Annotated in this window: 22 protein-coding genes and 1 pseudogene; 4 read left to right on the plus strand and 19 right to left on the minus strand. The window is 56.0% G+C overall.

What is annotated here, in order from left to right:
* Positions 1 to 14: 14 nt before the first annotated feature.
* From ACMGGE_RS13335 to ACMGGE_RS13380, 10 genes and pseudogenes are all read right to left on the minus strand, one after another.
* On the minus strand, positions 15 to 248 hold the full coding sequence (locus tag ACMGGE_RS13335) for a YgdI/YgdR family lipoprotein (protein WP_420293853.1): 234 nt from the start codon (positions 246 to 248) through the stop codon (positions 15 to 17).
* Between the two features lie 181 nt (positions 249 to 429).
* The gene (gene carB, locus ACMGGE_RS13340; protein WP_047072642.1) at positions 430 to 3,654 is read right to left on the minus strand and encodes a carbamoyl-phosphate synthase large subunit; all 3,225 of its coding nucleotides are present in this window, start codon (positions 3,652 to 3,654) and stop codon (positions 430 to 432) included.
* An 18-nt stretch (positions 3,655 to 3,672) separates the two neighbouring features.
* Entirely contained in the window at positions 3,673 to 4,821 is a 1,149-nt protein-coding gene (gene carA, locus ACMGGE_RS13345) for a glutamine-hydrolyzing carbamoyl-phosphate synthase small subunit (RefSeq protein ID WP_010427050.1), read from the minus strand.
* Between the two features lie 454 nt (positions 4,822 to 5,275).
* A complete protein-coding gene (dapB, locus tag ACMGGE_RS13350; protein WP_048028544.1) occupies positions 5,276 to 6,097 on the minus strand; it encodes a 4-hydroxy-tetrahydrodipicolinate reductase in 822 nt (273 codons plus the stop codon).
* Positions 6,098 to 6,302: 205 nt separating this feature from the next.
* Positions 6,303 to 7,253 (minus strand): 4-hydroxy-3-methylbut-2-enyl diphosphate reductase, encoded by a 951-nt coding sequence (ispH, locus tag ACMGGE_RS13355; RefSeq protein WP_045415580.1) that lies wholly within the window; start codon positions 7,251 to 7,253, stop codon positions 6,303 to 6,305.
* Between the two features lies 1 nt (position 7,254).
* Positions 7,255 to 7,704: an FKBP-type peptidyl-prolyl cis-trans isomerase gene (gene fkpB / locus ACMGGE_RS13360; protein ID WP_003856450.1), complete on the minus strand. Its 450-nt coding sequence runs from the start codon at positions 7,702 to 7,704 to the stop codon at positions 7,255 to 7,257.
* A 117-nt stretch (positions 7,705 to 7,821) separates the two neighbouring features.
* Complete coding sequence (gene lspA / locus ACMGGE_RS13365) at positions 7,822 to 8,322, minus strand: signal peptidase II (protein ID WP_008502034.1); 501 nt, start codon at positions 8,320 to 8,322, stop codon at positions 7,822 to 7,824.
* A complete protein-coding gene (ileS, locus tag ACMGGE_RS13370) occupies positions 8,322 to 11,138 on the minus strand; it encodes an isoleucine--tRNA ligase (protein ID WP_047746182.1) in 2,817 nt (938 codons plus the stop codon). Before ileS ends, lspA begins: the two co-directional genes overlap by 1 nt.
* Positions 11,139 to 11,183: 45 nt before the next feature.
* On the minus strand, positions 11,184 to 12,110 hold the full coding sequence (ribF, locus tag ACMGGE_RS13375; RefSeq protein ID WP_045907763.1) for a bifunctional riboflavin kinase/FAD synthetase: 927 nt from the start codon (positions 12,108 to 12,110) through the stop codon (positions 11,184 to 11,186).
* A 7-nt stretch (positions 12,111 to 12,117) separates the two neighbouring features.
* A pseudogene (locus tag ACMGGE_RS13380) lies at positions 12,118 to 12,324 on the minus strand (DUF2575 domain-containing protein); the annotation flags it as partial.
* 115 nt (positions 12,325 to 12,439) lie between these two features.
* Between ACMGGE_RS13380 and rpsT the strand changes: the two are divergent.
* On the plus strand, positions 12,440 to 12,703 hold the full coding sequence (gene rpsT / locus ACMGGE_RS13385; protein ID WP_003856458.1) for a 30S ribosomal protein S20: 264 nt from the start codon (positions 12,440 to 12,442) through the stop codon (positions 12,701 to 12,703).
* A 59-nt stretch (positions 12,704 to 12,762) separates the two neighbouring features.
* Here rpsT and nhaR read toward each other — a convergent pair whose 3' ends face one another.
* The 4 genes from nhaR to dnaK form a co-directional block, all read right to left on the minus strand.
* The gene (gene nhaR, locus ACMGGE_RS13390; protein WP_032660752.1) at positions 12,763 to 13,662 is read right to left on the minus strand and encodes a transcriptional activator NhaR; all 900 of its coding nucleotides are present in this window, start codon (positions 13,660 to 13,662) and stop codon (positions 12,763 to 12,765) included.
* A 58-nt stretch (positions 13,663 to 13,720) separates the two neighbouring features.
* The gene (gene nhaA / locus ACMGGE_RS13395; protein WP_047746184.1) at positions 13,721 to 14,896 is read right to left on the minus strand and encodes a Na+/H+ antiporter NhaA; all 1,176 of its coding nucleotides are present in this window, start codon (positions 14,894 to 14,896) and stop codon (positions 13,721 to 13,723) included.
* A gap of 172 nt (positions 14,897 to 15,068) precedes the next feature.
* Positions 15,069 to 16,214: a molecular chaperone DnaJ gene (gene dnaJ, locus ACMGGE_RS13400; protein ID WP_008502040.1), complete on the minus strand. Its 1,146-nt coding sequence runs from the start codon at positions 16,212 to 16,214 to the stop codon at positions 15,069 to 15,071.
* Between the two features lie 87 nt (positions 16,215 to 16,301).
* Positions 16,302 to 18,215, minus strand: a complete 1,914-nt coding sequence (dnaK, locus tag ACMGGE_RS13405; RefSeq protein ID WP_048028553.1) for a molecular chaperone DnaK — start codon at positions 18,213 to 18,215, stop codon at positions 16,302 to 16,304.
* A gap of 296 nt (positions 18,216 to 18,511) precedes the next feature.
* Here dnaK and satP point away from each other — a divergent pair, with 296 nt between their 5' ends.
* Positions 18,512 to 19,078 carry an acetate uptake transporter gene (gene satP, locus ACMGGE_RS13410; protein ID WP_032649862.1) on the plus strand — a complete coding sequence of 189 codons (567 nt, stop codon included), beginning with the start codon at positions 18,512 to 18,514 and terminating at the stop codon, positions 19,076 to 19,078.
* On the opposite strand, the gene ACMGGE_RS13415 is transcribed toward satP, so the two are convergent.
* The 3 genes from ACMGGE_RS13415 to tal all read right to left on the minus strand — a co-directional run bounded on the left by ACMGGE_RS13415 (position 19,055) and on the right by tal (position 22,151).
* The gene (locus ACMGGE_RS13415) at positions 19,055 to 20,377 is read right to left on the minus strand and encodes an MFS transporter (RefSeq protein WP_063620736.1); all 1,323 of its coding nucleotides are present in this window, start codon (positions 20,375 to 20,377) and stop codon (positions 19,055 to 19,057) included. The genes satP and ACMGGE_RS13415 overlap by 24 nt on opposite strands.
* 122 nt (positions 20,378 to 20,499) lie before the next feature.
* Entirely contained in the window at positions 20,500 to 21,087 is a 588-nt protein-coding gene (gene mog, locus ACMGGE_RS13420; protein ID WP_008502044.1) for a molybdopterin adenylyltransferase, read from the minus strand.
* 110 nt (positions 21,088 to 21,197) lie between these two features.
* Positions 21,198 to 22,151, minus strand: coding sequence for a transaldolase (tal, locus tag ACMGGE_RS13425; RefSeq protein WP_024907418.1), 954 nt, complete (start codon positions 22,149 to 22,151; stop codon positions 21,198 to 21,200).
* A 262-nt stretch (positions 22,152 to 22,413) separates the two neighbouring features.
* Here tal and ACMGGE_RS13430 point away from each other — a divergent pair, with 262 nt between their 5' ends.
* A complete protein-coding gene (locus ACMGGE_RS13430; RefSeq protein ID WP_045907759.1) occupies positions 22,414 to 23,844 on the plus strand; it encodes an alanine/glycine:cation symporter family protein in 1,431 nt (476 codons plus the stop codon).
* Positions 23,845 to 23,910: 66 nt separating this feature from the next.
* Complete coding sequence (yaaA, locus tag ACMGGE_RS13435) at positions 23,911 to 24,684, plus strand: peroxide stress protein YaaA (protein WP_008502047.1); 774 nt, start codon at positions 23,911 to 23,913, stop codon at positions 24,682 to 24,684.
* Positions 24,685 to 24,716: 32 nt separating this feature from the next.
* Here the strand turns inward: yaaA and ACMGGE_RS13440 are convergent, their stop codons facing one another.
* Complete coding sequence (locus tag ACMGGE_RS13440; protein ID WP_420293854.1) at positions 24,717 to 25,019, minus strand: DUF2502 domain-containing protein; 303 nt, start codon at positions 25,017 to 25,019, stop codon at positions 24,717 to 24,719.
* Between the two features lie 310 nt (positions 25,020 to 25,329).
* Positions 25,330 to 26,616, minus strand: coding sequence for a threonine synthase (gene thrC, locus ACMGGE_RS13445; protein ID WP_109845600.1), 1,287 nt, complete (start codon positions 26,614 to 26,616; stop codon positions 25,330 to 25,332).

Here is a 26,616-nt window from a genome sequence, read left to right on the forward strand (position 1 = left end):
CCACGGCTTTTTTATTAGTTATCCAGCTCGCCCATTGATTTAACCTGATCGCGGTTGATCTGCTCGGTCTGACCCGTTTCCGCATTTTTATACGACACCAGACCGGTATCATCATCGACCTCTGGTTTTCCGTCGGTGACAATGGTTTTGCCATCGGTGGTTCTCACTGCCTGGTTAGAGGAACAGCCCGCGACGGTAAACGTTGCAGTGGCGGCAAGAAGGGTGGCGATCAGTAATTTATTTTGCATGGTGTTTTCCCCTGCTCTCAGTTGAATTTCGTTATCGACCTAATGATTTTAGGCTAACTCACTGAATGCGGATGAAAAACCAGAAGGTTCTGAAGATGGATAAAGAAAAAAGCAGGGCGGGTAAGCGAAGCGCCACCCGCCATTTGCCCGGCGGCGCTACCGCTTGCCGGGCCTACGCAGATTACTTGCTAATCTGCGCGTGCATTTCCTGAACCGAAATCACCTTCTCGGTGGCATCCGCGTTCAGCGCCATGGCTGTTGCGAAACCGCCGTTCAGGGTGGTGTCGTAGTGCACTTTGTACTGCAGCGCGCTGCGGCGAATCAGCTTGGAGTCTTCAATCGCCTGGCGGCCTGCGGTGGTGTTGATGATGTAGGTGTATTCGCCATTCTTGATACGATCCTGAATGTGCGGACGACCTTCATGCACCTTGTTCACCAGACGCGGGTTGATGCCCGCTTCACCCAGCACAATCGCCGTACCGTGGGTCGCGTCCAGCTCAAAGCCCTGCTTCAGCAGCTTGGCGGCCAGGTCAACCACGCGCTCTTTATCGCCTTCGCGAACAGAGAGCAGCGCACGGCCCGATTTTCTCATGGTTGAGCTACTGCCCAGCTGCGCCTTCGCGAACGCTTCTGCGAAGGTGCGGCCTACGCCCATCACTTCCCCGGTTGAGCGCATTTCTGGCCCTAACAGTGGGTCAACGCCCGGGAATTTGTTGAACGGCAGCACCACTTCTTTCACCGAGTAGTACGGTGGAATGATCTCTTTGGTCACGCCCTGCTGTGCCAGCGTCTGGCCTGCCATCACGCGCGCCGCCACTTTCGCCAGCGGAATACCGGTGGCTTTGGAGACGAACGGTACGGTACGTGCCGCACGCGGGTTGACTTCAATCAGGTAGACTTCGTTATCTTTCACCGCGAACTGGACGTTCATCAGGCCGCGAACCTGCAGCTCGAAGGCCAGCTTCTGCACCTGCTGGCGCATCACATCCTGAATTTCCTGGCTCAGGGTGTACGCAGGCAGAGAACAGGCAGAGTCACCGGAGTGCACGCCCGCCTGCTCGATATGCTCCATGATGCCGCCAATCAGCACCATTTCGCCGTCGCAGATGGCATCAACGTCCACTTCTACCGCATCGTCGAGGAAGCGGTCGAGCAGCACTGGCGCATCGTTGGAAACGCTCACCGCCGTCTGGAAGTAGCGACGCAGGTCGGCTTCGTCGTAGACGATTTCCATCGCGCGGCCGCCCAGCACGTAGGAAGGACGCACCACCAGCGGGTAGCCAATCTCTTTCGCCTTCTCTACGGCCTGTTCGATGGCGGTCACCGTGGCGTTCGCCGGCTGTTTCAGCTTCAGACGGTCAACCGCCTGCTGGAAACGCTCGCGGTCTTCCGCACGGTCAATCGCATCCGGGCTGGTACCGATAACCGGTACGCCTGCCGCTTCCAGCGCGCGCGCCAGCTTCAGCGGAGTCTGGCCACCATACTGCACGATAACGCCTTTTGGCTTCTCGATGCGCACGATTTCCAGCACGTCTTCCAGGGTAACCGGCTCGAAGTAGAGGCGGTCGGAGGTGTCGTAGTCGGTGGAGACGGTTTCCGGGTTACAGTTGACCATGATGGTCTCGTAACCGTCTTCGCGCAGCGCCAGCGAGGCGTGTACGCAGCAGTAGTCGAACTCGATGCCCTGGCCGATACGGTTTGGACCACCGCCCAGCACCATAATCTTGTCGCGGTCGACGGATGGGTTCGCTTCGCACTCGTCTTCATAGGTGGAGTACATGTACGCGGTGTCGGTCGAGAATTCAGCCGCGCAGGTGTCCACGCGCTTGTAGACCGGGTGCAGGTCATACTGGTCACGCAGCTTGCGGATTTCCGCTTCGCGCACGCCCGCCAGCTTAGCCAGACGCGCATCGGCGAAGCCTTTACGCTTCAGCACACGCAGGAAGTCAGCATCCAGGCCGTTGATGCCCAGCTCGGCCACTTTCTCTTCCAGACGCACCAGCTCTTCAATCTGCACCAGGAACCAGCGGTCAATGTTAGTCAGGTTGAAAACGCCGTCGACGGAAAGACCGGCACGGAAGGCATCGGCGATGTACCAGATACGCTCTGCACCCGCGTCTTTCAGCTCGCGGCGGATTTTGGTCAGCGCTTCCGGGTCGTCCAGGCTCACTTTCGGGTCGAAACCGGTCGCGCCCACTTCCAGACCGCGCAGCGCTTTTTGCAGGGATTCCTGCTGCGTACGGCCAATCGCCATCACTTCCCCGACAGATTTCATCTGAGTGGTCAGACGGTCGTTCGCGCCTGCAAATTTCTCGAAGTTAAAGCGTGGAATTTTGGTCACAACGTAGTCGATGGACGGCTCGAAGGACGCAGGGGTGCGGCCACCGGTGATGTCGTTCATCAGCTCGTCGAGGGTATAACCCACCGCCAGTTTCGCCGCCACTTTCGCAATCGGGAAGCCGGTCGCTTTAGAGGCCAGCGCGGAGGAGCGGGACACGCGCGGGTTCATTTCGATAACAATCAGGCGGCCGGTTTTCGGGTTCACGGAGAACTGCACGTTTGAACCACCGGTTTCCACGCCGATTTCACGCAGTACCGCCATCGAGGCGTTACGCATGATTTGGTACTCTTTGTCGGTCAGCGTCTGGGCTGGCGCAACGGTGATGGAGTCACCGGTGTGGATACCCATCGCATCGAAGTTTTCGATGGAGCAGACGATGATGCAGTTGTCGTTTTTATCACGCACCACTTCCATCTCGTACTCTTTCCAGCCAATCAGCGATTCATCAATCAGCAGCTCTTTGGTTGGAGAGAGATCCAGACCGCGTTCGCAAATTTCTTCGAACTCTTCACGGTTGTAAGCGATACCGCCGCCGGTGCCGCCCATGGTGAACGATGGACGGATGATGCACGGATAGCCCACGTCAGCCGCAACGGCCAGCGCTTCTTCCATGTTGTGTGCGATACCGGAGCGCGCGGTGTCGAGGCCGATTTTCTTCATCGCCACGTCGAAGCGGCGACGGTCTTCGGCTTTATCAATCGCGTCGGCGGTCGCACCAATCATGGTGACGCCGAATTCGGCCAGCACGCCCTGACGCTCCAGCTCGAGCGCGCAGTTCAGCGCCGTCTGGCCGCCCATGGTTGGCAGCACCGCGTCCGGACGCTCTTTCTCGATGATTTTACGCACCACTTCCCAGTGAATCGGCTCGATGTAGGTCGCATCTGCCATTTCCGGGTCGGTCATGATGGTAGCCGGGTTAGAGTTAACCAGGATGACGCGGTAACCCTCTTCACGCAGGGCTTTACACGCCTGCGCGCCGGAGTAGTCGAATTCGCAGGCCTGGCCGATGACGATCGGGCCAGCGCCAAGGATCAGGATGCTTTTTATGTCTGTACGTTTTGGCATTGTCTTCTCGGCTCCTGATTATTTAGCGGTCTTACGGTATTGCTCGATAAGTTCGATGAAGTGATCGAACAGCGGCGCGGCGTCGTGTGGGCCCGGGCTGGCTTCCGGATGCCCCTGGAAGCTGAACGCTGGCTTATCGGTACGATGAATCCCCTGCAGGGTGCCATCGAACAGCGACTTATGGGTCACGCGCAGGTTAGCCGGCATTGAGGCCTCATCGACGGCAAAGCCATGGTTCTGCGCGGTGATCATCACCGTATTGTTATCGATATCTTTCACCGGGTGGTTACCACCGTGGTGGCCGAACTTCATTTTGACGGTGTTCGCACCGCTCGCCAGCGCCAGCAGCTGATGGCCGAGGCAGATGCCGAATACCGGGATGTCGGTTTCCAGGAAGGACTTGATGGCAGCGATGGCGTAATCGCACGGCGCCGGGTCGCCAGGCCCGTTGGACAGGAAAATACCGTCCGGATTCATCTTCAGTACGTCTTCAGCAGACGTTTGTGCCGGCACCACCGTCAGGCGGCAGCCGCGGTCAACCAGCATGCGCAGGATGTTGCGCTTGGCGCCGAAATCGTAGGCCACCACGTGGAACGGCAGCTCGCTCTCTTTTTTCGCTTCCGGCAGGTCGCCTTCCAGCGTCCAGCTACCCTGAGTCCAGCTGTAGGCTTCTGCGGTAGTGACTTCTTTCGCCAGGTCCATGCCGTTCAGGCCCGGGAAGGCTTTCGCTTTTTCCAGCGCCAGCGTCGCATCGAGGTTATCACCCGCGATGATGCAGCCGTTCTGTGCACCCTTCTCGCGCAGCAGACGCGTTAACTTACGGGTATCGATATCGGCAATCGCCACGATGTTATGGCGCTTCAGGTAAGAAGAGAGGTCTTCGGTATTGCGGAAGTTGCTGGCAATCAGCGGCAGGTCACGAATGACCAGGCCCTGCGCATGTACCTGAGAGGATTCTTCGTCAGCCGCATTGGTGCCGACATTGCCGATATGAGGATAAGTAAGAGTAACGATTTGGCGAGAATAGGAAGGATCAGTGAGGATTTCTTGATAACCGGTCATTGAAGTATTGAAAACGACTTCCCCAACCGCCGAACCCGTTGCCCCTATGGCCCGACCGATAAACTGGGTTCCGTCTTCCAGAACCAATAGCGCTGACTTAATCAAAACACCCTCCAGAGAATATTCACTCACTTTATTTGCATATTAATTCATAACCATGTCATGGATCAATGCAAATGTGTTGCCAGCGGATTTTTGGCAAACGGCGGCATTCTGGAGATTTGGTGGGTAAAAGTCAACTTAAAACCGATATTTTGTTTAGTCTTTTGCGTATCTGACGAGGTGAGTGAAGCTTAAGCGACAAAAAGATCAGGTAAATCACTGCGGAAAACGCTTGCGCACCTGTTTTAATGAAAAATGAGTCGGCACAGCATCAAAAAGTGGACCAAATGGTCAAAATTTACATTTCAGTAACGATAATTAAGGGGAATAGATATACTTTCAAGGCTAAATAAACGAAATTAGCACGAAACAGATAAAATAAAAGGGCAATAAATTATTGCCCTATGCAATCAAGGAATTACGACTGCAATAACCACATCACGATGGGTAATAATGCTTACAGATTGTTGAGATCAAGCACATCTCTCATATCAAAAAGACCATTTTTCTTCTCTTTCAGCCACAAGGCGGATCGAACGGCACCATTGGCAAACGTCATTCGGCTGGACGCTTTATGCGTAATCTCGACGCGCTCGCCGATATCGGCGAACATCGCGGTATGTTCACCGACGATGTCACCCGCCCGGACGGTTGCGAAACCAATGGTGCCCGGCACGCGCTCCCCGGTGTGGCCTTCGCGGGCATAGACCGCGCAGTCTTTTAAATCTTTATCAAGTGCATGAGCAATCGCTTCGCCCATTGCCAGCGCCGTGCCTGATGGCGCATCAACCTTATAGCGGTGGTGAGCTTCGACAATCTCAATATCGGTGTAGTTGCCCATCACCTTCGCCGCCTTCTCCAGCAGCTTCAGCATGACGTTAACGCCCACGCTAAAGTTTGCGGCGAAGACAATCGCAATCTCTTTGGATGCATCCTGGATAGCCTGCTTACCCGCATCGTCAAAACCGGTGGTGCCGATCACCATCCCCTTGCCGTGCTGACGGCAAAACGCCAGATGCGCGAGCGTCCCTTCAGGGCGGGTAAAATCGATGAACACATCGAAGTCATCTTTAACCGCGTCCAGGCTGCTTTGTACGGTGACGCCGGTCTTTCCCGCGCCCGCCAGCTCGCCAGCATCGGTCCCCAGAAGTGATGAACCGTCACGCTCCAGCGCCGCGCCAAGTGCTACGCCATCCATCTGAAGTGCCGCCTGAATCAGCTGACGGCCCATACGTCCACCCGCGCCCGCAATGGCGACACGGATCTGTGCATCATGCATAGTTATTCTCTTACGTTAAAATGATGTAAACCGTTTTCAGATTAACCAGCCTTTCTGAGCACTGCCAACTGAAAACACCAATAATTAGAATTTAACGTGAAACCGACTTAAATATCAGTAAAAGACATGATTTTGTCGTCACGATAAAGTAACGGGTAAAAAAAAGGCCAGCACAGGAGGTGCTGGCCTTTCATCAGAAAAGGGACTATTCGACTTCGCGGGCGTCGATTCTCAGCTCTTTCGGCACTTCGAACACAATGTTCTCTTCGCGTCCTTCCAGCGGCACCGCTTCGCCGCCGCCCAGCTCCTGCAAACGGGAAATGACGTTTTGTACCAGAATATCGGGCGCGGATGCCCCGGCCGTCACGCCTACGCAGGCCGCGTCTTTAACCCACGCTTCCTGAATATCCGTGGCATCGTCGATCAGGAACGCCGCCTTCCCCATTCGCTGTGCCAGTTCAGCCAGACGGTTAGAGTTGGAGGAGTTCTTAGAGCCGACCACCAGCACCACGTCCGCCTGTTCAGCCAGCGCACGCACTGCTTCCTGACGATTGGTGGTGGCGTAGCAGATGTCGTCCTTGCGCGGCCCGACGATTTTCGGGAAGCGCTGACGCAGGGCGTCAATCACGTCTGAGGTATCGTCGACGGAGAGCGTCGTCTGGGTCATAAACGACAGGCGCGCTTCGTTTTTCACGTTCAGCGTAAAGACATCTTCAGGCGACTCCACCAGGTACATTCCCCCTTCAGGGTTGCTGTACTGGCCCATGGTGCCCTCGACTTCCGGGTGGCCGGCATGGCCAATCAGGATCGACTCTTCACCACGGCGGCTGGCGCGCGCCACTTCCATATGCACCTTGGTCACCAATGGGCAGGTGGCATCGAAGACGGTCAGATCGCGACTTTTCGCTTCGTTACGGACCGCCTGGGAGACGCCGTGCGCGGAGAAAATCAGGATCGCACCGTCCGGCACTTCGCTGATCTGCTCGATAAAGATGGCACCGCGTTCGCGCAGGCTGTCGACCACGTAGCGGTTATGCACCACTTCGTGACGTACATAAATCGGCGCGCCGTAAATCTCCAGCGCGTTTTCAACAATGCTGATAGCGCGGTCTACACCGGCGCAGAAGCCGCGCGGGTTAGCCAACAGGATCTGCATTTCAGGCCTCCAGTGCCGGATCGATTTCCAGCACTTCAACATCAAAATGAACGGTACGCCCGGCAAGCGGATGGTTGAAGTCAACGGTAATCGAGTCGCCGTTGATTTCGCGGATCACGCCAGGCATTTCGCTGCCGTCCATAGCGGTAAAGAGCATAATCGCGCCGATTTCCGGTTCACCTGCGTCCATAAACTCGCGGCGCGAGAAATACTGGATCAGGTCCGGGCTTGGCACGCCAAATGCCGCATCCGGCTCCAGCGAAAAGGCTTTTTTCTCGCCCTCTTTCAGGCCCAGAAGCTGCTGCTCAAGACCTTCAGACAGGGAGGTATCGCCAAGACGAAACAGGGCCGGTTTGCCGTTATTGCGGGTGGACTCAGCCGTTGAACCATCATCCAGCTTCAGCGTGAAGTGAACGAGAACCGCGCTGTTGCTCTGTACGGATTTAGACATGCAAATTGCTCGCTTGTTTTGGGTCACCTGTTGCCCGGTGGCGCTACGCTTACCGGGCCTACGGGAAGCCACAAATTCTGTAGGCCGGGTAAGCGTAGCGCCACCCGGCATTGATGCTTACGCCTGCTCTTTCGCAGCGGGTTTAGGCAAGAAGCCTTCCAGCACGATTAACGCCGCACCGATGCAAATGGCGCTATCAGCGAGGTTAAAGGTCGCGAAGTGCCAGTCGCCGACGTAGAAGTCGATCATATCGACCACAAAGCCGTGCCACAGGCGATCAAACAGGTTGCCCAGCGCGCCGCCAATGATCAGCGCGTAGGCGATGTTATTCAGCTTTTGCGTTGCCTTCGAGCGGTACATCAGCACCGCCAGGATCACGCAGATACCGAGAGCGATACCCGCAAAGAACCAGCGCTGCCAGCCACCGCTGTCAGCAAGGAAACTGAACGCCGCACCGTAGTTGCGCGCGTAGTGCAGGTTAAGCGACGGGAACAGCGGGACCGTCTCCCCCAGAGCAAAGTTCTGGAGGATCAGGAATTTGCTGCCCAGATCAATAATCAGCACCACCACAACCAGCCACAGCCAGCGCAGTCCTGTTGAACAGAGAGTTTTACTCATCAGGCAAACTTACGTTTTTCGCCGTCACCGGCGACGTTGCTTACACAGCGTCCGCAAATGTCTGCGTGTTCCGCCACCTGACCGACATCGGTGGTGTAATGCCAGCAGCGCGGGCATTTCTCACCGTCGGCTTTGCTCAGCGCGACTTTCAGTCCTTTGAGCAGTTCGCTCTGCTGAGCATCAGCAGAAGCCTCGGCATAATCCGCAACTTTCGCACCGGAGGTCAACAGGACAAATCGTAATTCATCGCCCAGCGCCGTCAGCTTCGCCGCCAGCTCTGGCTCCGCGTACAGGGTCACTGCCGCTTCCAGAGAGCCGCCGACTTTCTTATCAGCACGCGCCTGCTCGATAACCTTGTTCACTTCGCCACGTACTTTCAGCAGCTCGTCCCAGAAGGCATCGTTCATCGCTTCGGTGCTGGAGAGATCGAACAGACCTTCGTACCACTCGCCGGTGAAGACATACTTCTCGCGGTCGCCTGGCAGGTAACCCCAGATTTCATCCGCGGTGAAGGACATGATCGGCGCCATCCAGCGTACCAGCGCTTCTGCGATATGGAACAGTGCGGTCTGGCAGCTACGACGCGCTACGCTGTCCGCTTTCGCGGTGTACTGGCGGTCTTTGATGATGTCGAGGTAGAACGAGCCCATCTCAATGGAGCAGAAGCGCATCAGGCGCTGCACCACTTCGTGGAAGTCATAAGACTCATAGGCCTTCAGGATATCTTCCTGCGCCGCTTTCGCGCAGCCTACCGCCCAGCGGTCCAGCACGACCATCTCTTCCGGTTTCACCATGTCTTTTGCCGGATCGAACCCGTTCAGGTTCGCCAGCAGGAAGCGCGCGGTGTTACGGATACGACGATAGCTGTCGGCAGCGCGTTTCAGGATCTCGTCAGACACCGCCATTTCGCCGGTGTAGTCGGTCGATGCCACCCACAGACGCAGAATGTCTGCGCCCAGCTTGTTCATCACATCCTGCGGAGAAACGGTGTTACCGATTGATTTGGACATCTTACGGCCCTGACCATCCACGGTGAAGCCGTGAGTCAGTACCTGACGGTAAGGCGCTTTACCCTTCATGGCGGTAGAGATCATCAGAGATGACATGAACCAGCCGCGGTGTTGGTCAGACCCTTCCAGATACATATCGGCAGCGTGACCGGCAAACTCCGGACGCACGTCAACCACGGAGGAGTGGGTAGACCCGGAATCGAACCACACGTCCAGGGTATCCGGCACTTTCTCGTAGTTATCCGCATCAGCGCCCAGGATGTCGCGGGCGTCGAGATCCCACCACGCCTGAATGCCGTCAACTTCGACGCGCTTCGCCACTTCTTCCATCAGTTCCAGGGTGTTCGGGTGCAGCTCATGCGTCTCTTTATGCACGAACAGCGACATCGGCACGCCCCAGGTACGCTGACGGGAGATACACCAGTCAGGACGGTTAGCCACCATGGATTCGATACGCGCCTGGCCCCAGTCCGGGATCCACTGCACGCCTTTGATCTCTTTCAGAGACTGCTCGCGCAGGCCCTTCTGATCCATGCTCACGAACCACTGCGGGGTCGCACGGAAGATGATCGGGGTCTTGTGACGCCAGCAGCACGGATAGCTGTGCTGCATTTTTTCAACGTGCAGCAGCGCGCCGCTGGTGCGCAGCATGTCGACGATAATGTCGTTCGCTTTGAAGACGTTGATACCGTCCAGCGCCGGGTAGGTGCCAGGCAGGTAAGAACCGTCCGGGCCAACCGGGTTAGCGATTTCCAGACCGTACTTCAGGCTGATGTTGTAGTCGTCAGGACCGTGGCCACCGGCGGTATGTACCGCACCGGTACCCGCTTCCAGCGTCACGTGGTCGCCGAGGATCGCCGGAACGTCGAAGTCCAGGAACGGGTGTTTGAAGCGCATCAGCTCCAGGGCGTCACCTTTCACGGTGCCCAGCACGGTGTAGTCAGTGATATGCGCACGCTTCAGCACGCTCTCAACCAGATCTTTCGCCAGGATAACCGCCTGACCGTCAATCTGCACCAGCGCGTATTCGAACTCACCGGACAGGGAGATCGCACGGTTGGCAGGCAGAGTCCACGGGGTGGTGGTCCAGATCACCAGAGAGATCGGGCCGTTTACCGAGGCGACGCCAAATTTGGCTTTTACCGCATCCTGATCCACCGCGTGGAAGGCCACGTCGATAGACGGAGAGGTTTTGTCGTAATACTCCACTTCCGCTTCTGCCAGCGCAGAACGGCAGTCCACGCACCAGTGCACCGGCTTAGCGCCTTTGTGCAGGTGGCCATTACCGATGATTTTGCCCAGCGCACGGATAATGTTGGCTTCCGTTTTGAAGTCCATGGTCAGGTACGGGTGCGACCAGTCGCCCAGTACGCCCAGACGGATGAAGTCAGCACGCTGACCGTCAACCTGCGTGGCTGCGTATTCGCGGCACTTCGCACGGAACTCGGCGGCGGTGAACTTCTCACCTGGCTTGCCGAACTCTTGCTCGACTTTCAGCTCGATTGGCAGACCGTGGCAGTCCCAGCCCGGAACGTAAGGCGAGTCATAGCCCGCGAGTCCTTTGGACTTCACGATAATGTCTTTCAGAATCTTGTTAACCGAGTGACCAATATGAATGCTGCCATTCGCATAGGGAGGGCCATCATGCAGAATGAAGGTTTTTTTGCCTTTTTTGGCTGCACGAATGATGCCGTACAGGTCATCATCAGTCCAACGCGCCAGCATTCCCGGTTCGCGCTTGGCGAGATCGCCGCGCATCGGGAACCCTGTTTCCGGCAAATTCAGGGTTGATTTATAGTCACTCATCAGATTCTCGGTTCCGTATTTATCACGTAGGCAGTTAAGCCGGTTCTAAAGCCCAAAAAACTCGCGGGCCGTCAATTCATCTCGCGCAATTTGCGCTTTGAGTTCATCCAGCGAACCAAATCGCTGCTCATTGCGTATTTTTTTACGCAGTATTACATCTATATGGCGACCATACAGGTCCATTACAACGTCCAGCAGGTGCACTTCTAGCTGTTGACGCACACCGGCGACGGTCGGACGCGTGCCAATATTGGCGACGCCGTAGAACGGTTTATCGCCCAGTCCTGCCACTTCTACCGCATAGACCCCTTTAACCGGGGAAACCTGACGACGCAGCGGTATATTCGCCGTCGGGAAACCTATCGTGCGGCCCAGCGCATCGCCATGGACCACGCGGCCAGAGATGGTGAACGGATGCCCCAGCAGGGTTTCTGCCGTATCCAGTTCGTCATCGGCCAGTGCCCGGCGTACCGCCGTGCTGCTGACGCGTACGCCGCCTTCACAGAAGGTCATCGCGCTGGTGACGTCAAAACCGTACTCCAGACCAGCCTTCTGTAATAGCAAGAAATCGCCCTGACGACCAGCGCCAAAGCGGAAATCATCGCCCACGGCAAGAAACTGCACGCCAAGACGCTTAACCAGCAGGTCGCTGACGAAATTTTGTGCTGTCAGCGCGGCAAAGCGGCGATCGAAACGTACGCACAATACGTAGTCCACACCGGACTCAGCCAGATAGCGCAACTTCTCGCGCAGGCGTGTAAGACGGGCGGGAGATTTATCGCCCGCGAACAGCTCCAGCGGCTGCGGTTCGAAAATCATCACTACAACGGGCAGACCGCGGGCCTCCCCTTCTTTACGCAATCCCTGCAACAGCGCCTGATGACCACGATGCACGCCGTCGAAATTACCAATGGTCAGCACGCACCCGTGCGGGGCTCTGCTGAGATTATGTATGCCGCGTATCAGCTTCATGTCTGGCTCAAAACAGTGAAAATCGCCAAAGTATACCTTGTACAGCGGTTAAGGTTAACCGGCGATTGTTCGTGCAAAACAGAAAGCCGTAATGATTTCATCAGGCTGACCTTTCGCAGCGAAAAAATCTGCTCGCGAACTGCGATTTTTATGCCGAAAAGCTGTATTCACGAACAACAAGCTGGTAGAATCCTGCGCCATCACTACGTAACGTAGCGTCGCCACATTAACGGCGCTTATTTGCACAAATCCATTGACAAAAGAAGGTATAGAGGGCATATTCCTCGGCCTTTGAATTGTCCACATAGATCATATTTGGGAGTTGGACCTTGGCTAATATCAAATCAGCTAAGAAACGTGCCGTACAGTCTGAGAAGGCTCGTAAGCACAACGCAAGCCGTCGCTCTATGATGCGTACCTTCATCAAGAAAGTATACGCAGCTATCGAAGCTGGCGACAAAGCTGCTGCGCAGAACGCATTTAACGAAATGCAACCAATCGTGGATCGTCAGGCTGCTAAAGGTCTGATCCACAAAAACAAAGCAGCGCGTCATAAAGCAAACCTGACCGCGCAGATCAACAAACTGGCTTAATCGCCGCTTGTTGTTGCTTGTTTTAAAAGAACCCGCTTAACGCGGGTTTTTTTATGTCTTCAGATTGCCGGTGGCGTAAACAGCGCCGAGTAGTCACGGTTACAGATTCGCTGTACCGCGGGGTGCTGAATCATTCTTTCGGCAAATATGGCGTGATACTCCTCCATCACGTTATCCACTCTGCCTATCTCCGTAATCTTGTCATCCGAATAGAGATCGTGCGCGTAGAGCGTCGGCGCAACAAAGATGGCGTTATGCGCTTCACCAAAGGCTTTCATCAGCGCCGCATCGTCGAACTCACCGAGGATTTCCACCTTCAGCCCCTGGGAATTAAACCAGTTCAGCAGCTTGCGTCCGAGCATGGAACGCCTTCCCGGCACCAGCAGGCGACGCTCTTCCAGGCAGGCCGGGAAGGGTTTCTCCGGCGGCGGATTAATGCACCAGAAGCTCACGCCGCATTCACCAATCTTCACCGAGAACAAGCCTTCCTGCTGCGTGGAGTCAATCGGGCAGTCCGAGATAATCATGTCCAGCTTGTGCTGGCTTAGCTGTTCCAGCAGCATCTCGTGAGTGGATTCAAAGCAGCGAAGATGAATTTGTTCATCTTCAACCACCGCTGCGTCCAGCACGCCGCTCACCAGCCGTTTGGACAGCGCATCCGCCACACCAACATCAAAGAGCAGGTTCGACTCTTTGCGGTAGTTGACGATATCCAGCATCTCCTGGCTCAGGGTGAACATCTTGTCCGCGTAGCGGAAAACCAGTTCACCCAGTTCGCTGGGTTCAATCCCGCGCCCCTTACGCTTGAACAGCTTGCCCTGCAAACGCTCTTCCAGCGCCTTAATTTGCCCGGTGATGGTTTGCGGCGTCAGGTAGAGCGCCTCTGCTGCCCCGACCACCGATCCCTGTTTATAGACGTGCCAGAAGTAGTAAAGATGGTTGTAATTCAAATGAGACATCGCGTCTTCTCTCCCTGAGTGTGTATCGGGAGAAGGCTCGCCTCCTCCCGGTGTTCCGTTATGCCTGGACGGCCTGTCCGGACAATTTTACCTTCAGCAAGGTATAACCGATTACCGCGGCCAGTAATGACCCGATAAGAATGCCGAGTTTCGCCCAGACGATCAGCTCAGGCGCATGCGCGCCAAACGCCAGCGTCGAGATAAAGATCGACATCGTAAACCCGATACCACACAGCACGCCGACGGCCATAATCTGCTTAAACGTGGTGCCGTGCGGCAATGACGCCAGCTTCAGTTTCGTCGCCAGCCAGCAGAAGAGACTAATACCCAGCGGCTTACCGATAAACAGCCCGGCAATAATGCCCAGCGGCAGCACGGACGTTAGCCCGTCCAGCGTCACCCCGCCGAGGGAAACGCCCGCATTGGCAAACGCAAACAGCGGCAGGATCATAAAGGCGACCCACGGATGCAGCACATGCTCCAGCTGTTTGGCAGGCGACTTGCCGTCCTGCGGCTTCAGCGGCACGAAGAAGCCGACGATCACCCCAGCCAGCGTGGCATGCACGCCCGATTTCAGCACCGCCGTCCACAGCACCATCCCCACGAGGATGTAGATACCGATGCGGCGCACATTAAAGATGTTCAGCAGCGCCAGCACCGCAATCGCCCCGGCAGCCACGCTCAGGGACAGGATCGACAGATCGCTGGTGTAGAACAGCGCGATAATCACAATGGCGCCAAGGTCATCAATAATCGCCAGCGCCATCAGGAAGATTTTCAGGGCTACCGGCACGCGGCTTCCCAGCAAGGCCAGCACCCCGAGCGCAAAAGCGATATCCGTCGCAGCCGGGATCGCCCAGCCGTGACGTGCGATCGGATCCTGCCAGGTGAACGCCAGAAAGAGCAGCGCCGGCACCACCATCCCGCCGAGCGCAGCAATGACCGGGAACGCCGCACGCTGGCGGCTGGCAAGCGAACCCAGCACCAGCTCACGCTTAACCTCAAGCCCCACAAGCAGGAAGAACACCGCCATCAGCGCATCGTTGATCCACAGCAGCATGTTCTTGTTGATTTCCAGCGCCCCGACCTTCAGCTCAACGGGCGTTTCCAGAAAAGCATGATACAGATCGCGGGTCATTCCGACGTTGGCCAGTACCATCGCGGCCGCAGCAGCCATAATCAGGATCACGCCGCCGGATGCCTCACTGCTAAAGAAACGGTGTAGTAATTTCACTTTAGTTCTCTCTTTTACAACAATACCTCGATAAAACCATAATACCAAGCCAGATAACTCGGCGAAAACAGATTAATATTGAGTATAGATTCAGTTTAACCGAGCAATACCGATAAAAAGAAAAAGCCCGGAATCGCTTCCGGGCTTTTGCGGATGAAAACCAGCTGATCGATTAGCGGGTCAAATCATCGAAGAATTTTTTGACGCCATCGAAGAAGCTTTTGGAACGCGGGCTGTTTTTCTCACCCGTCGGGCCACCGAAGCTCTCCTGCAACTCTTTCAGCAGCTGTTTCTGCTTGTCGTTCAGGCCAACCGGCGTTTCCACGACGACGCGGCAAAGCAGGTCGCCCTGCGCACCACCACGAACGGATTTAACGCCTTTACCGCGCATGCGGAACAGCTTGCCGGTCTGGGTCTCGCCCGGGATCTTCAGATTGACGCGACCATCCAGCGTCGGTACTTCAATTTCGCCACCGAGTGCCGCCATCGCGAAGTTGATCGGCACTTCACAGTACAGGTTATTCCCTTCACGCTCGAAAATCGCGTGCTGTTTCACCTGCACCTGTACGTACAGATCGCCTGCCGGTGCGCCGTGTTCGCCTGCTTCACCTTCGCCCGCCAGACGGATGCGGTCGCCCGTATCGACGCCAGCTGGGATCTTAACGGACAGGGTCTTGGTTTTCTCAACGCGACCGTGGCCGTGGCACTTGGTGCACGGATCTTTAATCAGCGTACCGCGACCATGACAGTGCGGACAGGCCTGCTGTACCGCGAAGAAGCCCTGACGCATCTGCACCTGGCCGGAGCCGTGACAGGTTGGACAGGTCTGCGGCTGCGTACCCGCTTTCGCGCCGCTGCCGTGGCAGACGTCACACTCTTCCAGCGTCGGAATACGGATCTCTTTGGTGACGCCGCGAACGGCCTCTTCCAGCGTCAGATCCATGTTGTAGCGCAGATCCGCGCCGCGCGCCGCGCGCTGACGACCACGACCGCCGCCGAAGATGTCGCCAAACACATCGCCAAAGATATCGCTGAAGTCAGCGCCGCCGCCAAAGCCGCCGCCACCGAATCCACCGCCGCCCATGCCGCCCTGTTCAAAGGCTGCGTGACCGTACTGGTCATAGGCCGCACGTTTTTGTGCATCGGTCAGGACTTCATAGGCTTCTTTGATCTCTTTAAATTTTGCTTCAGCCTCTTTGTCACCCTGATTACGGTCCGGGTGGAATTTCATGGCCAGGCGCTTATACGCCTTTTTGATTTCACGCTCTTCCGCAGTTTTCGGAACGCCTAAAATCTCGTAATAGTCTTGCTTTGCCATTGGTTTTTTTAAGCCCCTTAACATGCGAGCACGGGCGTGGAGAGTTCTCCTACGCCCGTGCCGATTAATTACCCTGCATCAGGGCGATTATTTTTTGTCTTTAACTTCTTCGAACTCAGCGTCGACAACGTCGTCGTCTTTCGCGTTGTTCGCAGAAGCGTCAGCGCCCGCCTGCTGTTGAGCGTGCTGCTGCTGAGCGATTTCCATCAGCTTCTGGGAAGCCTGTGCCAGCTCCTGCATCTTCGCTTCGATGTCCGCTTTGTCTTCGCCTTTCAGAGACGTTTCCAGCGCGCTCAGTGCAGTTTCGATAGCAGTTTTGTCTTCCGCTGGCAGCTTATCGCCGGCTTCTTCAACCTGCTTACGGGTGCTGTGCAGCAGATGGTCACCCTGGTTACGGGTCTGAACCAGCTCTTCGAACTTACGGTCGGATTCCGCGTTAGCTTCGGCATCGCGAACCATTTTTTCGATTTCTGCTTCGTTCAGGCCAGAAGATGCCTTGATGGTGATCTTCTGCTCTTTACCGCTGTTTTTGTCTTTCGCAGACACGTGCAGGATACCGTCAGCATCGATGTCGAAGGTGACTTCGATCTGTGGCATGCCGCGCGGTGCCGGGTTAATACCGTCCAGGTTGAACTGACCCAGAGATTTGTTATCCGCCGCACGCTTACGCTCGCCCTGCAGCACATGGATGGTTACCGCAGACTGGTTGTCTTCAGCGGTAGAGAACACCTGGCTGTGCTTGGTTGGGATGGTGGTGTTTTTGTTGATGAGCGCAGTCATCACACCGCCCATGGTTTCGATACCCAGAGACAGCGGGGTAACGTCCAGCAGCAGTACGTCTTTCACTTCACCGGTCAGTACGCCACCCTGAACCGCTGCACCAATTGCCACCGCTTCGTCCGGGTTAACGTCTTTACGTGGCTCTTTACCAAAGAACTCAGCCACTTTCTTCTGCACCATTGGCATACGGGTCTGGCCACCAACGAGGATAACGTCGTTGATATCAGACACGGACAAGCCAGCGTCCTGCAGAGCAACTTTCAGTGGCTCGATAGAACGGTTCACCAGGTCTTCTACCAGGCTTTCCAGTTTCGCACGGGTCACTTTGATGTTCATGTGTTTAGGACCGGTCGCGTCTGCGGTGATGTACGGCAGGTTCACGTCGGTCTGCTGAGCGGAAGACAGCTCGATCTTCGCTTTCTCAGCGGCTTCTTTCAGGCGCTGCATAGCCAGCGGGTCGTTACGCAGGTCAATGCCCTGATCTTTCTTGAATTCGTCAACGAGGTAGTTGATCAGACGGGTATCGAAGTCTTCACCACCCAGGTGGGTATCACCGTTGGTTGCCAGAACTTCGAAGGTTTTTTCGCCGTCAACTTCGTCGATTTCGATAATAGAGATATCGAAGGTACCACCACCCAGGTCGTAAACCGCGATAGTACGGTTGCCGACTTCTTTATCCAGACCGTAAGCCAGAGCAGCCGCGGTTGGTTCGTTGATGATACGTTTTACTTCCAGACCTGCGATACGGCCAGCATCTTTGGTTGCCTGACGCTGAGCATCGTTGAAGTAGGCAGGAACGGTGATAACAGCTTCCGTTACCGGTTCGCCCAGGTAATCTTCAGCGGTTTTCTTCATTTTTTTCAGCACTTCAGCAGAAATCTGCGGTGGTGCCGTTTTGGTGCCTTTCACATCAAGCCATGCATCGCCGTTATCTGCTGCGATGATTTTGTAAGGCATGATGGAAACGTCACGCTGAACTTCTTCGTCCTGGAAGCGGCGGCCGATCAGGCGTTTAATCGCAAACAGGGTGTTTTGCGGGTTTGTCACTGCCTGACGTTTAGCCGGCTGACCAACCAGAGTTTCACCATCCTGGGTATAAGCAATGATAGAAGGCGTGGTGCGATCGCCCTCGGCGTTCTCCAGCACGCGTGCAGTAGTGCCATCCATAATCGCTACACAAGAGTTGGTTGTACCCAGGTCGATACCAATAATTTTACCCATCTAAACGTCTCCACTAAAAATTCAGTCAACATGTGGTTGTGTACCTGTAATAAGGGCAGAACGTGCTTTTTCAACTGCCCAGATTTGATTTTTTTCAGGTCCACACACTGCGGTTGACTACAAGATGGGGTCGCGACGGCATCCATCAAGGGGGAATGATAAAAAAAATTTTAATTTCACCCTGATGAGATCATAGACGCCATCGATTGCGCCCATTATGATGCCGCGCCCCGTCAGGGAGAACTGACGCGGGTTTAACCATTTCACCATATTAATGATGATTTTTTTGAGGACTTATGGGCAACACTAAGTTGGCTAATCCGGCTCCGCTGGGCCTGATGGGTTTTGGCATGACCACTATTCTGCTGAACCTGCACAATATCGGGATGTTCCCGATGGATGGCATCATCCTGGCGATGGGCATTTTTTACGGCGGTATCGCGCAAATTTTCGCGGGCCTGCTGGAATATAAGAAAGGCAATACTTTCGGCTTAACCGCCTTCACCTCTTACGGTTCTTTCTGGCTGACCCTGGTTGCCATTCTGCTGCTGCCTAAAATGGGCATGGCAGACGCGGCAAACGCCCACTTCCTGGGCGTTTATCTGGGCCTGTGGGGCATCTTCACCCTGTTCATGTTCTTCGGTACCCTGAAAGGCAACCGCATGCTGCAGTTCGTCTTCCTGAGCCTGACCGTCCTGTTCGCCCTGCTGGCGATTGGTCACCTGGTGGATAACGAAGGCATCGTTCATGTTGCAGGCTGGATTGGTCTGGTTTGCGGCGCAAGCGCTATCTACCTGGCAATGGGTGAAGTGCTGAACGAGCAGTTTGACCGCACCGTGCTACCGATTGGTGAAAAACACTGATCCTTCTGTCGTGTCCGCCTCGCGGGCACGACATCCCTTCTTCTGCCCAAGCCAAATCCCTAATCCCAGCCCCATCACCGACAGCGCCAGCACGTACCAGGCCGGAGCCATGGGAGACACGCCCATCAGGACCGTCACCGCAATCGGCGTCAGCCCACCGAAAATGGCATACGACACGTTGTAGGAAAACGAAATCCCGGTGAAGCGAACCTCTGGCGGGAACGCGCGCACCATCACGTACGGTACCGCCCCGACAACGCCCACGCACAGCCCTACCACGCCGTACAGCAGGAACAACTGTTCAGGATGGCTGCCTGCCAGATGGTAAAACGCCCAGCTTGAAGCGGCCAGTAACAGGCTGCCGACAATAAAGGTAACGCTGGCACCGAAACGATCCGCCGCCAGCCCGGCGGCCAGACAGCCAAAGCAGAGCATGATTGTCGCGATACTGTTTGCCTGTAGCGTCACGGCAGGGGCGAAACCGTACTGCTTTTGCAGCCAGACTGGGGACATCAATATCACTACCACAATGCCCGCCGAGAGCAGCCAGGTGAACAGCATCGATACCACCACCGCTTTTTTATGGCGTACCACGACCGCCTTCACCGGCAGCTCCTGCGCCAGCGCTTTGCGCTGCTGCATTTCGAGGAAAATGGGGGTCTCCTGCAGCCAGCGGCGCAGGTACATCGCGACCAGACCAAACGCCCCGCCCAGCAGGAACGGAATACGCCAGCCCCAGTCGTGTACGGTCTGCTGCGTCATGCTGGTATTCACAATGGTGGCGACCACCGAGCCGAGCAGGATCCCGACCGTTAGCCCCGCCGTTAAGGTTCCGCAGGCGATACCAATGCGGCGCACGGGAACATGCTCCGCGACAAACACCCACGCGCCCGGCACTTCACCGCCAATCGCCGCCCCCTGCAGGACGCGCATCAGCAACAGCAGCAACGGCGCGAGAATGCCCATCGAGGCATAGGTAGGCAACAGACCAATGGCCAGCGTCGGCACGGCCATCAGCAGGATGCTAAGGGTAAACATCTTCTTACGGCCGACCAGATCGCCAAAGTGGGCCATGATGATGCCGCCCAGCGGACGCGCCAGATACCCGGCGGCAAAAATGCCGAAGGTTTGCACCTGACGCAGCCACTCCGGGATATCTGCCGGGAAGAAGAGCTCCCCCACCACGGCGGCGAAGAAGACGAAGATAATGAAATCGTAAAACTCCAGCGCGCCGCCTAAGGCCGCGAGCGTGAGGGTTTTGTAATCCTGTCGATTCAGAGGTCGGGTGTTATGTGACATAGCGAACCATTATGCGTGTATTGTGGATTTATTTTTACAGCAAACGTAAAGAAAAAATTACTATACCGTAAAACCGTTACCACGCTATCGCCGCTTCAGCTTATGTCACATATTGATTAATTTCAGGAGATTGTTTCGCGACGCGCGTTTTTAGGACGAAAAGCTGCTACCACTTTCTCATCGGTTTCAACATACGGGCCGTCAAGTAGCTGTATACAATACGGTACACTTGCAAAGATACCGTGAACGATGACGCTACCGTCTTCCGCTTTAAGCCCTTCCAGAGTCTCTTTGATCGACTTCGGCTGGCCCGGCAGGTTCAGGATCAACGCCTGCTTGCGGATCACCCCCACCTGGCGGGAAAGAATGGCCGTCGGAACAAAGTGTAGACTGATCTGGCGCATCTGTTCCCCGAAGCCAGGCATTTCACGATCGGCAATCGCCAGCGTCGCGTCCGGCGTCACGTCGCGGCGTGCGGGGCCGGTTCCGCCGGTGGTTAACACCAGGTGACAGCTCATCTCATCCACCAGCTCACACAGGGTCTGCTCGATGATCGGCTGTTCGTCGGGAATCAGGCGAGTCTGGATCTCAAACGGGGTAGTCAGTGCACTGGCCAGCCACGCTTCCAGAGCGGGGATGCCTTTATCCTGGTAAACACCGCTGGAGGCGCGGTCAGAAATCGACACTAAGCCGATGCGTAAGGTATTCATATCCATTCCATTCAAAGAGTACTGATTAAAGGGAATGATACACGCAGAGAGGGGATTCAGACAGGGGACGAAAGCAGTCGCGTGACCGGGAGCCCGGTCACGCAGAATGATTACAGCAGGTCGCCGATCATTTTTTCCAGTTTGCCCTGGTCAACAGCAAACTTACGGATACCGTCCGCCAGTTTGTCTACCGCCATTGGATCCTGGTTGTGCTGCCACAGGAACTCGGATTCAGTGATGCGCTCTGGGCGTGCTTTCACTTCACCGGTGTAGGACAGTTTACGCTCCAGGGTACCTTCGCTTTCTGCCAGCTCTTTCAGCAGCGCAGGCGCGATGGTCAGGCGGTCACAGCCAGCCAGCTCGATGATTTCACCGACGTTACGGAAGCTTGCGCCCATAACCACAGTCTCATAGCCATGCTGTTTGTAGTATTCGTAGATTTCAGTCACAGAAATCACGCCTGGATCTTCAGCCGGTGCGTACTCTTTCTTATCGGTGTTGGCTTTGTACCAGTCCAGAATACGGCCTACGAACGGAGAAATCAGGTATACGCCCGCTTCTGCACAAGCACGCGCCTGAGCGAAGGAGAACAGCAAGGTCAGGTTACAGTTGATACCGTCTTTTTCCAGCTGCTCTGCAGCGCGAATACCCTGCCAGGTAGAAGCCAGTTTGATCAGGATACGGTCGTTGCTGATGCCCGCGTCGTTGTACATTTTGATCAGACGTTTCGCTTTGGCGATAGACGCTTCGGTGTCGTAGGAGAGACGCGCATCCACTTCGGTAGAGATACGGCCAGGAACCAGTTTCAGGATCTCCAGACCGATGTTCACTGCCAGTTTGTCAGTGGCATCCACAACCTGCTGCGCGCGGTCATTGCTCTGCGCTTTCGCCCAGGTCACTGCGTCGTCAATCAGTTTGCGATACTCAGGGATCTGTGCGGCGTTAAGGATCAGAGAAGGGTTGGTTGTGGCATCCTGCGGCTGGTACAGCTTCATTGCCGCGATATCTCCGGTGTCAGCTACGACAGTGGTGAACTGACGAAGGGAGGTCAATTTATCCGTCATGATAGTGTTTCTCTTTTAACGTGCCCTGGATAATTCACGCTACCGACAGCATGCCTGCAGCGGAAAAATGACAGGTTTACTTGTTAGGGGGATGTAACCGGTCTGCCCTGATGATAACACGACCGAGGGGTAGCGCAACCGCAGACCGTGCGCTTAGGCAGAGTATGATAAACTGGAAATATTAACAGGCTGCTAAGCAACAGCATGCCCAATCAGTGGTAGCGCTTACATATTCACATTGGCATCAACAAGAGGGACGTTAATGCCTGATTTCTTTTTCTTTATTAACGAAGTCCTTTGGGGTTCGATAATGATATACCTGCTTCTGGGAGCAGGGATTTGGTTTACGCTACGCAGTGGGTTTATCCAGTTTCGTTATATTCGCAAGTTTGGCAGAAGTCTGAAAAACAGCGTCACGCCTCAGCCGGGCGGATTAACGTCATTCCAGGCGCTCTGTACCAGCCTCGCGGCTCGCCTCGGCAGCGGCAATCTGGCGGGCGTTGCGCTGGCTATCAGCGCCGGTGGGCCGGGCGCGGTCTTCTGGATGTGGGTGACGGCGCTACTCGGGATGGCCACCTCCTTTGCCGAAAGTTCGCTTGCACAACTCTACAAAGAGAAAGATAAGCACGGCCAGTTTCGCGGTGGTCCAGCCTGGTACATGGCGCGTGGCTTAGGGATGCGCTGGATGGGCGTCCTGTTCTCGGTTTTTTTACTGCTCGCGTACGGTCTTATTTTTAATACCGTCCAGGCGAACTCGGTTGCCAACGCCCTGCGCTATGCCTTCTCCTGCCCCGAGTGGATCGCGGGTCTCGCTTTAGCCCTCGTCGTTCTGCTTACCATCTCGGTCGGTCTCAAGGGCATCGCTCGCCTGATGCAGTGGCTGGTGCCCATTATGGCGCTGCTCTGGGTTGCCGCGAGCCTGTTCGTTGCCGCACTGCATCTCGACCAGGTGCCGGGCGTGATTGCCACCATCGTCAAAAGCGCCTTTGGCTGGCGCGAAGTGGCCTCCGGGGCGCTGGGCTACACCTTCAGCCAGGCGCTGATGGCGGGTTTTCAACGGGGCATGTTCTCCAATGAAGCCGGTATGGGGTCAACCCCCAACGCGGCCGCCGCCGCCTCTTCCTGGCCGCCGCACCCGGCCGCACAAGGCATTGTGCAGATGATTGGCGTCTTTACCGATACCATTATTATCTGTTCCGCCAGCGCCATGATTTTGCTGCTGGCAGGCCCCGTACCGCACGCGTCGGGCACCGTCGGGATACAGCTTCTCCAGCAGGCGCTGGTCAACCTGACCGGCGGCTGGGGAGCCGGATTTGTCTCGCTCATCCTGATCTTGTTTGCCTTCAGTTCGATAGTGGTGAATTACCTTTACGCCGAAAATAACCTTATTTTCCTGAAACTCGACTCCCGCGCCGCAATCGGAACCCTGCGCCTGGGGGTTATCCTGATGGTGATTGCAGGCTCCCTGCTCAGTATGCCGCTGGTCTGGCAGCTGGCCGATATCATTATGGCGCTAATGGCGATCACTAACCTCACGGCAATCCTGCTGCTCTCGCCCGTGGTGACCCTGATTGCCAGAGACTATCTGCGTCAGCGCAAACTCGGCGTTCCGCCGGTCTTTGATCCCGCCCGCTATCCCGATATCAAGGCGCAGCTTGCCCCCGGCACGTGGGATGATTTGCCGCGGCAATAACAGCTATCGATCAATTCGGGGCGATTTTTTGCTAAAGTCGCTCTAAATTTCCTGCAAGGACTGGATATGCTGATTCTTATTTCACCTGCAAAAACGCTCGACTACCAGAGCCCGCTCGCCACCGAACGCTATACCCAGCCTGAACTGCTGGACTATTCGCAACAGCTGATCCGCGAAGCGCGTAAGCTCTCTGCGCCGCAAATCGCCTCGCTGATGAGCATCAGCGACAAGCTGGCAGACCTTAACGCGACCCGCTTTCATGAATGGCATCCGGATTTCACCCCTGCCAACGCTCGTCAGGCGATTCTGGCATTTAAAGGCGACGTGTATACCGGCCTGCAGGCGGAAGATTTTAGCGAAGCCGATTTCGATTTTGCCCAGCAGCATCTGCGCATGCTGTCGGGTCTGTACGGCGTACTGCGCCCGCTGGATCTGATGCAGCCGTACCGTCTGGAGATGGGGATTCGTCTGGAGAATGCCAAAGGCAAAGACCTCTACCATTTCTGGGGCGATATCATCACCGATAAGCTGAATGCGGCGCTGCGTGCACAGGGCGATAACGTAGTGATTAACCTGGCGTCCGATGAATACTACAAGTCGGTGAAGCCGAAAAAACTGGATGCCGACATCATCAAGCCGGTATTCCTTGACGAGAAGAACGGCAAGTTCAAAGTGATCAGCTTCTACGCCAAGAAAGCGCGTGGCCTGATGAGCCGCTACATTATCCAGAACCGCCTGACGAAGCCGGAGCAGCTAACCGCCTTCAACAGTGAAGGCTACTTCTTTGACGAGGCATCGTCAGGGAAAGGCGAACTGGTGTTTAAGCGCCACGAGCAGTAAAAACAAACCCCGCCAGCTGGCGGGGTTTTGCATTAGTGGTGTTTCCAGTCCGGGCCGCGATCGTCGCGGCGGTCATCGTGGTGATGGTCATCGTGACGATCGTCGTGTTTACGATGCTCATCATGCGGACGCCAGTGGTTATCGCGCCAGTCATAATGCGCTTTCCACCAGTCGTGGCCGCGCCAGCGGCCGCCGTCCCAGTAATGCCCGTTATTATCCCGGTCGCCAATCTGCAGTTTGACCGCGGGTACGAGGGTGATTTCGGATGCCTGTACCGCCATGGGAGCGACCAGCATCAGTGAAAGCGCAATCAGCACAGGTTTCAGTGTAGACATCGGTGACTCCTTATTATCTTTGCCCAACGTGGGCCGATGTAAGGAGAGTACGCGAGGGGAACGGGGGATGTTATTCTCTGCAATCCTAAACGCTAAGTGACCGCATTTATTGGGAATTTCTACTTTTTCCCTGCTATTTTCCTCCTTAATTTCTCCATAAAAAAAGCCGGGTGGCGCTTCGCTTACCCGGCCTACGATTTGTTCGTCGTTGTAGGCCCGGTAAGGCGTAGCCGCCACCGGGCAACACAATCACGCACGCGTCATCATTGGTTGTAGGTCGGGTAAGGCGTAGCCGCCACCCGACAAAAAATCATGCGCGAGTCATCATCAGCTTACGCAGCGCGGCAAAGTCTGCCGGCAGCTCATGAGACAGCAGCGGCAGGTCGGCACGCTCGGCCAGCTCTTTTGGTAGCGGCAGCGTTTCGCCCAGAATCGCCTCCACGCTCTCTTTGAACTTCGCCGGATGTGCGGTTCCCAGGAACAGGCCGTATTCACCCGGATTAAGCTGATCGCGCAGCGCGCGGTAGGCGATCGCCGCGTGCGGTTCAGAGGTATACCCCACCGCCTTCAGCTCGCGCATGGTGGATTTGGTGGTCTCATCCGTCACCGCGGCATAGCCCAGGTCACCCAGGCGCCAGATCTTACGGCGGAACAGCTCTTCCACGCGCGGCCAGTTGTTTGGCTGTGACACATCCATCGCATTGGAGAGGGTCGCCTGCGTGGCGTTCGGCGCCCACTTCCCGTCTTTCAGGAAGCGCGGCACGGTGTCGTTGGCATTGGTGGCGGCGATAAAGCGTTTCACCGGCAGACCCAGGGATTTTGCCAGCAGGCCCGCCGTCAGGTCACCAAAGTTACCGCTCGGCACGGAGATCACCAGTTGGTTGCGCGCTTCCTGCGGCAGTTGCGCCACCGCTTCGAAGTAGTAGCAGATCTGCGCCAGCAGACGGCTGATGTTGATGGAGTTGGCGGAGTTCAGACCCAGCGCCACCTTCAGCTCTTCGTCGTCGAAGGCCTGCTTGACCAGCGCCTGGCAGGCATCGAAATCACCGTCAATTGCCACGGTTTCAATGTTGCCGCCGAGGGTGCAGAACAGTTTCTCCTGCAGCGGGCTGATTTTACCTTTCGGATAGAGGATCACCACGCGGACGTTTTTCAGGCCGTAGAACGCGTGGGCTACCGCCGCGCCGGTATCGCCGGAGGTTGCGGTCAGGATGGTCACCGGCTTGTCGCCGCTGATGTGGGTCAGCATCTGCGCCATAAAGCGGCCGCCGAAGTCTTTGAACGCCAGGGTCGGGCCGTGGAACAGCTCCAGACAGCCGACGTCAGGCTCAACCTGCTTAACCGGCGCCGGGAACGCGAATGCCGCGCGTACGCGCTCTTCCAGCAGCTCCTGCGGAATTTCATCGCCGATAAACGCGGACAGAATTTTGGTGCTGCGGGTGACAAAATCCTGCTTAAGCAGGTCATCAATCTCGGTCAGCTGGAATTCCGGCAGGTCATGAGGGAAAAACAGCCCCTGATTTTTGCCCAGTCCCTGAGTCACCGCCTGCGCGAAGCTGACCTGCTCGTTATGATCTTTAAGGTTGTAGAGTTTCAT

Source organism: Enterobacter sp. BNK-22, assembly GCF_048684805.1.
GTDB classification, from domain to species: domain Bacteria; phylum Pseudomonadota; class Gammaproteobacteria; order Enterobacterales; family Enterobacteriaceae; genus Enterobacter; species Enterobacter quasiroggenkampii.

What these genes read in the sequence shown, in the direction of transcription:
- ACMGGE_RS13335 (WP_420293853.1), bottom strand. Translation starts at nt 248, where the DNA reads ATGCAAAATAAATTACTGATCGCCACCCTTCTTGCCGCCACTGCAACG.
- ACMGGE_RS13440 (WP_420293854.1), bottom strand. Translation starts at nt 25,019, where the DNA reads ATGTCTACACTGAAACCTGTGCTGATTGCGCTTTCACTGATGCTGGTC.
- dnaK (WP_048028553.1), bottom strand. Translation starts at nt 18,215, where the DNA reads ATGGGTAAAATTATTGGTATCGACCTGGGTACAACCAACTCTTGTGTA.
- lspA (WP_008502034.1), bottom strand. Translation starts at nt 8,322, where the DNA reads ATGAGTAAAACTCTCTGTTCAACAGGACTGCGCTGGCTGTGGCTGGTT.
- ACMGGE_RS13430 (WP_045907759.1), top strand. Translation starts at nt 22,414, where the DNA reads ATGCCTGATTTCTTTTTCTTTATTAACGAAGTCCTTTGGGGTTCGATA.
- ACMGGE_RS13415 (WP_063620736.1), bottom strand. Translation starts at nt 20,377, where the DNA reads ATGTCACATAACACCCGACCTCTGAATCGACAGGATTACAAAACCCTC.
- ispH (WP_045415580.1), bottom strand. Translation starts at nt 7,253, where the DNA reads ATGCAGATCCTGTTGGCTAACCCGCGCGGCTTCTGCGCCGGTGTAGAC.
- thrC (WP_109845600.1), bottom strand. Translation starts at nt 26,616, where the DNA reads ATGAAACTCTACAACCTTAAAGATCATAACGAGCAGGTCAGCTTCGCG.
- yaaA (WP_008502047.1), top strand. Translation starts at nt 23,911, where the DNA reads ATGCTGATTCTTATTTCACCTGCAAAAACGCTCGACTACCAGAGCCCG.
- mog (WP_008502044.1), bottom strand. Translation starts at nt 21,087, where the DNA reads ATGAATACCTTACGCATCGGCTTAGTGTCGATTTCTGACCGCGCCTCC.
- satP (WP_032649862.1), top strand. Translation starts at nt 18,512, where the DNA reads ATGGGCAACACTAAGTTGGCTAATCCGGCTCCGCTGGGCCTGATGGGT.
- carB (WP_047072642.1), bottom strand. Translation starts at nt 3,654, where the DNA reads ATGCCAAAACGTACAGACATAAAAAGCATCCTGATCCTTGGCGCTGGC.
- ileS (WP_047746182.1), bottom strand. Translation starts at nt 11,138, where the DNA reads ATGAGTGACTATAAATCAACCCTGAATTTGCCGGAAACAGGGTTCCCG.
- dnaJ (WP_008502040.1), bottom strand. Translation starts at nt 16,214, where the DNA reads ATGGCAAAGCAAGACTATTACGAGATTTTAGGCGTTCCGAAAACTGCG.
- ribF (WP_045907763.1), bottom strand. Translation starts at nt 12,110, where the DNA reads ATGAAGCTGATACGCGGCATACATAATCTCAGCAGAGCCCCGCACGGG.
- nhaR (WP_032660752.1), bottom strand. Translation starts at nt 13,662, where the DNA reads ATGTCTCATTTGAATTACAACCATCTTTACTACTTCTGGCACGTCTAT.
- fkpB (WP_003856450.1), bottom strand. Translation starts at nt 7,704, where the DNA reads ATGTCTAAATCCGTACAGAGCAACAGCGCGGTTCTCGTTCACTTCACG.
- dapB (WP_048028544.1), bottom strand. Translation starts at nt 6,097, where the DNA reads ATGCATGATGCACAGATCCGTGTCGCCATTGCGGGCGCGGGTGGACGT.
- tal (WP_024907418.1), bottom strand. Translation starts at nt 22,151, where the DNA reads ATGACGGATAAATTGACCTCCCTTCGTCAGTTCACCACTGTCGTAGCT.